Origin of the sequence: Cellulomonas sp. NPDC057328 (assembly GCF_042667215.1) — a bacterium.
Taxonomy (GTDB): domain Bacteria; phylum Actinomycetota; class Actinomycetes; order Actinomycetales; family Cellulomonadaceae; genus Cellulomonas.
Genome location: NZ_JBHUZW010000145.1, coordinates 1 through 9,254, shown reverse-complemented (window position 1 = coordinate 9,254; position 9,254 = coordinate 1). Strand labels below are relative to the sequence as shown.

Sequence of the window (9,254 nt, the reverse complement as noted above, 5' to 3'; positions counted from 1 at the left end):
ACCACCGGCGACTTCAGCCCGTTCCTCATCCCCAAGGGCGTGCGTCTGACCAGCTACGGCGGCGGCGCAACCGACCTGCCGCCCGAGGTCTTCCAGCGCCAGCTGCGGGCCATCGCCCACGGGAAGCTACGTGCCTTTCACGCACACCTACCGCGGCAGGACCCGTCGAGTCTCACCGGATCGTGTCTGCCTTCGCCGCTCGACTTGACTTTGGCGCGAGCGCGTCCGAATCTGGGCCCACGGTCTGGTGACACGAGTCACTAGACGCATCTCCTTCAGCGACGAGGGAGTGCGCGTCCCCGACCGACGCACCACCGACCCCGGCTCGCGCTGGCCACACGCCCGTGCGCGCCACACGGCTGACGACCGTCAGCCACGACCGACAGGCCGCGCGCAGTGTCGCGGGCGACCCGCCGGACCGATCGCCCGACCGGCCGTCGACAGGCGGCCGTCCGTACGCGCCTTCGCGCCCGTCGTGCTCGAACGCCTCGACACGGCGGGCCGTACCTGGACGGAGACACCTGGATGTCTGCTCACGCACGACCCTCACCCTTCCGCCGCACCTCGCACCCCCGGCGGTTCGTCGCGCTGGTGGCGCTCGCCGCCCTGCTCGCGTACCTGGTGCAGGCGATCGCCCTGCCGCTGCCGCGTGCCGAGGCGGTGACGGTCGGCGCGGGAAGCTACGCCGAGGGCACGCCCACGGGCGGCGCCGTGCCCACGGAGTGCAACAACACGCCGATCAGCAACCCGCGCGCCCACGTGACCGCGAACTTCCCGGCCGGCGCGATCCCCACCAACGACTGGTGGACCTCGCTGCTCTGGCGCAAGTTCAACTGCGCGAACGTCTCCGAGAACCTCATGGCGCACCCGCTTGCGTTCCGCGCGTACACCTCCGGGCTCGGCGTCAGCTACCCGACCGCGGTGAGCATCTCGGGCACGTCCACGGGCGTGGGGGAGTACCACTACAACTACGCCGAGGACTTCCGCCTCGGGATCGCCGGGCTCGACGCGGCCGGCAAGGTCGACGGCTACTCCGACTGGACCGTGAGCGAGCTGTGGACCAACGGCAGCAGCAGCCTGCGGACGACGTTCGGGCACGGCCTGCCCTTCGTCTACGCGACGAAGACCGGCGGCAACGTGACCCTGACGGGCACGGCGGCACCGACGGTGTGGAGCACGGGCAACGGCGCGATCGGGTACACGATCAACGGCCACGACTACGTCGCGTTCGGCCCCACCGGCTCCACCTGGTCGGTCTCCGGGAACACGATCAGCTCGTCGCTGAACGGCGGCTCGTTCTTCTCCGTCGCCGTGCTCCCGACCACGCCGGCCAGCAGCAACGCCGACCGCGTCGCGGCGCTCGGCGCCTACGCGCCGTACGCCCACAACCACGTGACCGGCACGAAGGTCTCCTGGTCGTACGACGAGGCCACCGCGAAGATGACCGCCACCTACGCCTTCACCACCACCGCGCGGCAGGGCTCCGGCACCGGCACGGTGTACGCGCTCTACCCCCACCAGCGCGACCAGCTCGCCGGCGTGACGCCGAGCGCCTACTCGTACACCTCGCCGCGAGGGCCGATGCGGGTCGTCGTCGGCAGCTCGCAGTTCCAGACGGTCGCCACCTTCAACGGCGTGCTGCCGCAGCTGGCGAACACCGGCTTCCCGGCGGGCTCCGCGGACGCCACGCAGCTGAACGGGTACATCTCGCAGGTCGCCTCCGGGGACCCGTTCGCCGGCTTCGGCGAGGACACGTACTGGACCGGCAAGGCGTTCGGGCGCATCGCCCAGGTCGTGCACATGGCGAACCTGACCGGCAACACCGCCGCGCGGGACAGCCTCGTCAGCGCGATGCGCACGCGGCTGACCGACTGGATGACCGCGTCCCCCGGCGAGACGACCCGGTCGTTCTGGTACAACCCGTCGTGGGGCACGCTGATCGGCTACCCGGCCTCCTACGGCTCGGACACCGACCTCAACGACCACCACTTCCACTACGGCTACTACGTGGTGGGTGCGGCCACGGTCGCGCAGTTCGACCCGTCGTGGGCGGCGGAGTCCGCGTACGGCGGCATGGTCAACACCGTCATCAAGGACGCGGCCAACTGGGACCGCAACGACACCCGGTTCCCGTTCCTGCGTGACTTCGACATCTACGCGGGCCACGACTGGGCGTCCGGGCACGGTGCCTTCGGCGCGGGCAACAACCAGGAGTCGTCGTCCGAGGGCATGAACTTCGCCAGCGGGCTCATCCAGTGGGGTCAGGTCACCGGCAACAAGACGGTCCGCGACCTCGGCATCTACCTCTACACGACCCAGGCGTCGGCCATCGAGAACTACTGGTTCGACACCGACGACGAGGCGTTCCCGGCGGCGTTCGGGCACTCCACGGTCGGCATGGTGTGGGGTGACGGCGGCTCGTACTCGACGTGGTTCAGCGCCGAGCCGGAGATGATCCAGGGCATCAACCTGCTGCCGAGCACTGCTGGCCACCTGTACCTCGGCTACGACCCGGCGTACATCCGCCGCAACCTCACCGAGCTCGAACGCAACAACGGCGGTCCGGCGACGGTGTGGCAGGACATCATCTGGGAGTTCCAGGCGCTCGCGGACGCGCCCACGGCGCTGTCCCAGTTCCGCGCGCAGGCGAACTCGTACACCGTCGAGGAGGGCGAGTCCCGGGCGCACACGTTCTACTGGCTCAAGAACCTCGCGGGTCTGGGCACGGTCGACCGGTCGGTCACCGCGAACACCCCGCTGCACGCGGTGTTCGTCAAGAACGGCGTCCGCACGTACCAGGCCGCCAACATGAGCGGGTCGGCGATCACGGTCCGGTTCTCCAACGGCGTCACCCTGAACGTGCCGGCGCGCTCGGTGGCCAGCTCGAACGCGTCCACCCCGGCGGACACCACGGCGCCGTCGACGCCGGCGAACCTCACCGCGTCCGGCACGACGTCGTCGTCCACGAACCTGTCGTGGACGGCGTCGACGGACAACGTGGGCGTGACGGGGTACGAGGTGCTGCGCAACGGCACGGTCGTGGGCACCGCGTCGGGCACGAGCTACGCGGCGACCGGGCTGTCCGCGTCGACGACGTACTCCTTCACGGTCCGCGCGCTGGACGCCGCGGGCAACCGCTCGGCGGTCAGCACCGCCCGATCCGTCACGACGTCCGCCGGCGGCGGCGACACGGCGCCCCCGTCGATCCCGACCGGTCTGGCCGCGTCCGGCACGACCGCGTCGGCCACCACGCTCACCTGGGCGGCGTCCACGGACGCCGTGGGCGTCACGGGGTACGAGGTGCTGCGGAACGGCACGCTCGTCGGCTCGACCGCGAGCCGCACGTTCACCGTGACCGGGCTGTCGCCGTCCACCGCGTACTCCTTCGCCGTCCGGGCCTACGACGCGGCCGGCAACCGGTCGGCCGCGAGCAGCGCGGTGTCCGTCACCACGGCCGCCGGGTCCGCGGGCGTCGACGCGACCTCGCGCATCGAGGCGGAGGCGTACGCGGGCATGGTGGGCATCTTCAAGGAGACGACGACCGACACCGGCGGCGGGCAGAACATCGCCGGCATCGCCAACGGCGAGCACGTGCGGTTCGACGACGTGAACTTCGGCAGCACGCCGCGCGGGACGTTCAGCGCGCGCGTCGCGTCCGGGGCGGCGGGCGGCGTGAGCGGGCTCGTCCACGTGCGGCTCGACAGCCTCACCGGCCCGTCGATCGGCAGCTTCGCGGTCGCGAACACCGGGGGCTGGCAGAGCTGGCGGACCATCCCGGCGAACATCCAGGGGACGACCGGCACCCACACGGTCTACCTCACGTTCGAGTCGGGGCAGCCGGCCGACTTCGTCAACGTCAACTGGTTCACGTTCAGCTGACGCGACCCCACCCCACCCCGGCCCGGCAGCGTCCGCACGCTGCCGGGCCGCGGTGCGTCACGTGGAGTCGCGGGCGACCACGTGGAAGACGTCCTTGGTCGTCGCGGGCGGCTCGGCCGTGTCGTCCAGCGCGGCGACGACCGCGTCCGCGAGGTAGCGGGCCTGCGCGTCGATCGCCTGCCAGACCGTCGTGAGAGCGGGCTCCGAGAAGCGGGCGGCGGGGATGTCGTCGACCCCGATCACCGCGACGTCGTCCGGGGAGCGCAGGCCCTCGAGGCGCACCCCGGCCAGCACGCCGAGCGCGACCTCGTCGTTGTACGCGGCCACGGCGGTGACCGGATCGGCCCCCGCGCGCCAGCCGCGCACGGCCGCGGCGGCCGACGCCACGTCCAGGTCGACGACCTCGACCCGCGGGGCGGGCAGGCCGAGCTCGCGGCAGCCCTCCACGACGCCCGCGAGCCGCCGGTCGGCGAACGCCGCGAGCCGGTCGTCGCCCGGCGCCGCGTACCCCACGACCCGGTGGCCGCGCCCGGCGAGGTGCTCGACCTGCAGCCGGCCGATGCGGGTCTGCGGGACGGAGAACGTGCGCGGGCCGGCGTCCTCGTCCAGCGCGCTGCCGACCACCGTGATGCCGGCCAGGCGCATCGCGCGCTGGTCCTCGTCCGCGAACGGTGCGAGGCCGAGCACGACGCGCGGCGTGACGGCCCGCCACAGCTCGGACAGCGGTCGTGGACCGCGGGTCCGGTGGACGAGGACCGAGAGCCCCCGGTCCGCCAGACGCGTGGTCAGGTCGTCCAGCAGCGTGTCGATGACCGGGCCGACGGTCCAGTCGGGCAGCACGCACAGCACGAGGTCGCTGCGGCCGGACCGCAGGGCCCGGGCGGCGGCGGACGGCGTGTACCCGAGCCGGGCGGCGGTGTCGCGCACCCGCTGCCGGGTGGACTCCGAGATGGCGACACCGGTCTTGCCGTTGAGCACGTAGCTGACGGTCGTGCGCGAGACGCCGCTCTCGCGCGCCACGTCGGCACTCGTCAACCGTGCCACGTCCTTCGCCTCCCCGTCGTAGCTGCGCCACACCCTAGCCCCGCAGCCCGGGGCGCCGGACCGGGCGCTGCAGGTGCCCGGTGTCGGTGTCGGGGCGGGGGCTGGAGCGCCGTGCGGGAGGTCTACACCTCCATGCCACGCCACACCACGTCGAACGCCGCGCGCAACCGAGCCCGGGTGGCGGCGTCGTCGAACCGGTCCCCGCGCACCACGACCTGGTAGTACGCAGCGCCTGCCAGCGCGTCGAAGCACGCGGCCACGTCGAGGTCCGCCCGGAGGGTGCCACGCTCGATCCCCGACCGCAGAGCGGTCTCCATGGGGACGCGCCGCAGCGCCACGTGCGACGTCCAGTACGCCTTCTGCAGCGCCCGGTCGCTCATCACGAGCCGGATGCGCTGCCGGAAGCGCGCCTCCGGGTAGCCGACGGCGGTCACGGACGTCGGGCCGCCGAACATCGCCGCGAACACCGTCGCGCGCAGGTCGCCGTCGTCGGGCAGGCCGGGCGGCACGGTGCGTCCCACGTCGAGCGCCGCGGCGATGAGGGTCGTCAGCGAGGGCCAGCGCCGGTAGAGCGCCGCCCGGCTGACGCCGCTGCCGGTGACCACGCGGGCGACCGTCACCTCCTCCTCCGCGTCGATGAGCGCGAGCGTCGCGGCGATGATCTGCCCGTCGAGCTCCTCGTCACGGGGCCTGCCGGGGCCACGACGTGTCGCGTCCCCGGCCGTGGTGGTGGCCGTCGTCATGCGGCCAGCGCCCGTGCCCGCAGCCGGGCGGTCGTCTCGGCGCCCAGGCCCGCGGCGTGCAGCGGGGCGAGCGGGTCGCCGTGCCGCTCACGCAGCCGGGCGAGCATGAGGCGCATGGACACCTCCATCGACCCCTCGAGGAGCCCGGTGGTGCGCAGGAGGTCGGGGTCGAGGTCCAGCGCGGCGAACATCGCGCCCATCAGGGGCCGGGTGCGCTCCATGACCGCCGGCATGTTCGCCGCGGTCCTGCCGTAGTCCGTGACCACCGCGTCGTCGCCGGCGCCGAGCGTGAGGAGCAGCGTGGCGGCGAGCACGCCGGTGCGGTCGCGGCCCGCCGCGCAGTGGAACGCGGTCGCGCCGGTCGTGTGCGCCATGACGGTGAGCGCGGTGACGAGCTGCGGGGCTGCGTCCTCGACCATCCGGACGTACATCTCGCCCATGCCCTCGTGGGTGAAGCCCCCGCGGGCGGAGTCGCCGACGCTCGCGAATAGGGGGAGGTGGTGGTAGCCGACCGGGTGCCCGGCCAGGGGACCGCGACCGGTGACGGCCACCTCGGCGGGCGACCGCAGGTCGACCACGGCGGTGAGGCCCGCGTCGACGAGCGCGGCGGCGTCGTCGGCGGTGATCGTCGAGAGGTCGTCGGCGCGGATCGCGAAGCCGTCGCGGACCGTCCCGCCGTCCACCGGGAGGCCGCCGAGGTCGCGCAGGTTGACCGGCGCGCTCAGGGCGACGGCGGTGGTCGTGCTCATGTGATCCTCCTCCGGATCAGGGCGCTGCCCTGGTCGATCACCGTGACCAGCACGATGATGCAGACGGTGATGGCGCTGAGGTGTCCGTAGTCGTACATCCGCATCGCGGTGGTGAGCTCGAGACCGATGCCGCCGGCACCGACGAGGCCGAGGATGGTCGCGCCGCGCACGTTGCCCTCGAACAGCAGGAGCGTGTACGAGACCAGCAGCGGTGCCGCCTGGGGCAGCACCCCGTACTGGACGACCTGGCGCTTCGAGGCGCCGACGGCCTGCATGGCGACCATCGGGCCGCGGTCCACGGCCTCCATCGCCTCGGCGAAGACCTTGCCGATCGACCCCAGCGAGCCCAGGGTCATCGCGAGGATCCCGGCGAACGGCCCGAGGCCGACAGCCGACACGAACATCAGCGCGAACACCAGGTCCGGCACCGAGCGGATGACGTTCATCGCCCACCGTGCCGGGTAGTAGAGCCAGCGCGGTGCGATGTTCGAGGCCGCGGCGAAGGCGACGAGCAGCGACAGCACGGCACCGAGGACGGTGCCGACGATCGCCATCTGCAGCGTCTCGACGAGCAGCTCCACGATGACGCCGAGCTTCGAGAAGTCCGGCGGGAACAGGCGGGACAGGAACTCCGCCATGTTCACCGAGCCCTCGCCGAGCTTCACGAAGTTGAACTCCGCACCGCCCATGGACCAGAGCAGCACGGCGGCCGCCACCGGGAGGCCGACGAGGAAGCGCCTGCGCGGCACCGAGAACGCGCGCTCCAGGCGGGCGCGCTCCTCCGACGGCAGGGGAGGCGCCGCCGTGCGGCGGGCCGGGGCGTCAGAGGTCGTGGTCATGCGCGTCGTCCTCCTCCTCGTACAGGTCGGCGAGCGCCGCCGCGTCCGCCTGCGCGACGGGCGAGTCGACCAGCACGCGACCGTGCCGCAAACCGACGACGCGGTCGGCGTGCTCCAGCGCGAGGGGCAGCACGTGCAGGCTGACCAGCACGGGGATGCCGTCCTCGGCCGCGATCTGCCGCAGCAGGCGCAGCACCGACCCGGCGAGCCGCGGGTCGAGCGACGCGACGGGCTCGTCCGCCAGGATCACGCGCGGCTGCTGCATCAGCGCGCGCGCGATGGCGACGCGCTGCTGCTGCCCGCCGGACAGCGACCGGGCCGGCTCCGTCGCCTTGTCCGCGATGCCCACGCGGTCCAGCAGCTCCATCGCGCGGACGCGGTGCGCGCGGGAGAACCCGCCCACCACGTTGATGGCCCCGGCCTCGTGCAGCGCGCCGGTGAGGACGTTGGTCAGCACGCTCAGCCGCGGGACCAGGTGGAACTGCTGGAACACCTGGCCGACGTCGGAGCGCAGCGCCCGCAGGCCGCCGCGCGGCAGGTCCGTCACGTCGTGCCCCGCGACCCGCACCGTGCCGCGGCTGATCGGGGCGAAGCCGGTGAGGCCCTTCATCAGGGTGGACTTGCCCGACCCCGAGGAGCCGAGCAGCGCGACGGTCTCGCCGGGGCCCACGTCCAGGTCGACGCCGTCGAGCACGACGTGCTGGTCGTACGCGACCCGCAGGTCGCGGACGGTGACCAGGGGGAGCGTCGGCGCGTGCACCGGGGTCTCGAGCACCGCGGTCGTGGACGTCACTCGAGGTCCTCCAGCTCGACGCCCGCCACCGCGGCGATGTCCGCGAACGAGGCGAAGGCGCTGGGCTCCGGGCCGATGACGACGTCCAGGCCGGCGAACGACCCGTAGGCCCCCAGGGCCTCGGCGTTGCCCGCCGAGAAGACCCGGGGCAGCGCCTCCTCCAGCAGCGTGCGCGTCTCCTCGTCGAGGGACTGACGGGCGAGGACCGTGCCCTGGATCGCCATGGCGGGGCTCTCGCCCACCGCACGCCACTCGCCGTCGGCGAACGGGAACATCGGCGCGCCCATCTCGGTCAGCATGACGGCCGTGCACGCGGCGTCGACCTGACCCTGCGCCAGCGCGGCGAAGCTGCCCTCGTGGCCCCCGGAGAAGACGGCCTCGTAGTCCGCGCCCTGCTCCAGCCCGGCCTCGTGCAGCATGTAGACGGGCATGAAGTAGCCGGAGCTCGAGGCCTGGTCGGCGAAGGCGACCGTCCTCCCCGCGAGGTCCTCGACGGTCCGCACGGGCGAGCCGTCGAGCACCACGCACGTCGACACCGGGTCGTGGCTGCCCTCCCAGGCGAGCAGCGCGTCGACCTCCCCGGTGTTGACCGCCAGCGCGGACGGGAAGCCGCTCATGATGCCGATGTCGACGTGGTCGGCCCGGATCGCCTCGACGACGCTGAGGTAGTCGGGCACGTCGGTGACCTCGACCTGGCGGCCGGTCTCCTGCTCCAGCAGCTCGACGAGCGCCTCGACGGGGTTGACCTGCGTCGGGTCGTCCGAGACCGGCAGGGTCGCGATCGTGATCGGCTCGTCGGGGTCCGCGGCGGCGGGTGCCGCGTCCGCGGTGGGGGACTGGCACGCGGCCAGGGCGAGAGCGGTGATGCCGAGCATGCCCATCGCGGGGAGCGGGTAGCGGCGCATCGGGATGGCCTTTCGGGAGGGCGGGGCCTCGGGAGCTCCGAGAACACCGGTACTCCAACGGCCTCAGGTGGCCGCGAATTACGAGACCGCCGGACTCGCGATCGAACGCTCGGTGAACAGTGGCGGGAGCCCCTGGGCGTGGTGACCGAGCCGGCGGTGCGCCACGGTCTGACGCCGGCCGACGTCCTGGTCCGTCCGTTCCCGGCGGTCACGGACGGCGACGGGCGCACCCCGCGACGGGCAGCGGTGGCGCCGGCTTCCTGACGACGTGCCTGACGACGTGCCCGCCGGCGACCCCGGCG

General features: G+C 73.1%; 7 protein-coding genes. 1 reads left to right on the top strand and 6 read right to left on the bottom strand.

Annotation, left to right across the window (positions count from 1 at the left end; genetic code table 11):
• Window positions 1-525 precede the first annotated feature (525 nt).
• Window positions 526-3,879, top strand: coding sequence for a glycosyl hydrolase (locus ACFUMH_RS17505; RefSeq protein ID WP_378208575.1), 3,354 nt, complete (start codon window positions 526-528; stop codon window positions 3,877-3,879).
• A 57-nt stretch (window positions 3,880-3,936) separates the two neighbouring features.
• Here ACFUMH_RS17505 and ACFUMH_RS17500 read toward each other — a convergent pair whose 3' ends face one another.
• The 6 genes from ACFUMH_RS17500 to phnD all read right to left on the bottom strand — a co-directional run bounded on the left by ACFUMH_RS17500 (window position 3,937) and on the right by phnD (window position 8,952).
• Window positions 3,937-4,899, bottom strand: coding sequence for a LacI family DNA-binding transcriptional regulator (locus tag ACFUMH_RS17500; RefSeq protein WP_378208572.1), 963 nt, complete (start codon window positions 4,897-4,899; stop codon window positions 3,937-3,939).
• A gap of 146 nt (window positions 4,900-5,045) precedes the next feature.
• Window positions 5,046-5,666 carry a TetR/AcrR family transcriptional regulator C-terminal ligand-binding domain-containing protein gene (locus ACFUMH_RS17495; protein ID WP_378208570.1) on the bottom strand — a complete coding sequence of 207 codons (621 nt, stop codon included), beginning with the start codon at window positions 5,664-5,666 and terminating at the stop codon, window positions 5,046-5,048.
• Window positions 5,663-6,415 (bottom strand): tyrosine-protein phosphatase, encoded by a 753-nt coding sequence (locus tag ACFUMH_RS17490; protein ID WP_378208568.1) that lies wholly within the window; start codon window positions 6,413-6,415, stop codon window positions 5,663-5,665. The genes ACFUMH_RS17495 and ACFUMH_RS17490 overlap by 4 nt, the downstream gene beginning before the upstream one ends.
• Window positions 6,412-7,254, bottom strand: a complete 843-nt coding sequence (gene phnE / locus ACFUMH_RS17485) for a phosphonate ABC transporter, permease protein PhnE (RefSeq protein WP_378208565.1) — start codon at window positions 7,252-7,254, stop codon at window positions 6,412-6,414. The genes ACFUMH_RS17490 and phnE overlap by 4 nt, the downstream gene beginning before the upstream one ends.
• Window positions 7,238-8,047, bottom strand: coding sequence for a phosphonate ABC transporter ATP-binding protein (locus ACFUMH_RS17480; RefSeq protein ID WP_378208563.1), 810 nt, complete (start codon window positions 8,045-8,047; stop codon window positions 7,238-7,240). The genes phnE and ACFUMH_RS17480 overlap by 17 nt, the downstream gene beginning before the upstream one ends.
• Window positions 8,044-8,952 (bottom strand): phosphate/phosphite/phosphonate ABC transporter substrate-binding protein, encoded by a 909-nt coding sequence (phnD, locus tag ACFUMH_RS17475; RefSeq protein ID WP_378208561.1) that lies wholly within the window; start codon window positions 8,950-8,952, stop codon window positions 8,044-8,046. The genes ACFUMH_RS17480 and phnD overlap by 4 nt, the downstream gene beginning before the upstream one ends.
• Window positions 8,953-9,254 lie beyond the last annotated feature (302 nt).

What these genes read in the sequence shown, in the direction of transcription:
- ACFUMH_RS17505 (WP_378208575.1), top strand. Translation starts at nt 526, where the DNA reads ATGTCTGCTCACGCACGACCCTCACCCTTCCGCCGCACCTCGCACCCC.
- ACFUMH_RS17495 (WP_378208570.1), bottom strand. Translation starts at nt 5,666, where the DNA reads ATGACGACGGCCACCACCACGGCCGGGGACGCGACACGTCGTGGCCCC.
- ACFUMH_RS17490 (WP_378208568.1), bottom strand. Translation starts at nt 6,415, where the DNA reads ATGAGCACGACCACCGCCGTCGCCCTGAGCGCGCCGGTCAACCTGCGC.
- phnE (WP_378208565.1), bottom strand. Translation starts at nt 7,254, where the DNA reads ATGACCACGACCTCTGACGCCCCGGCCCGCCGCACGGCGGCGCCTCCC.
- phnD (WP_378208561.1), bottom strand. Translation starts at nt 8,952, where the DNA reads ATGCGCCGCTACCCGCTCCCCGCGATGGGCATGCTCGGCATCACCGCT.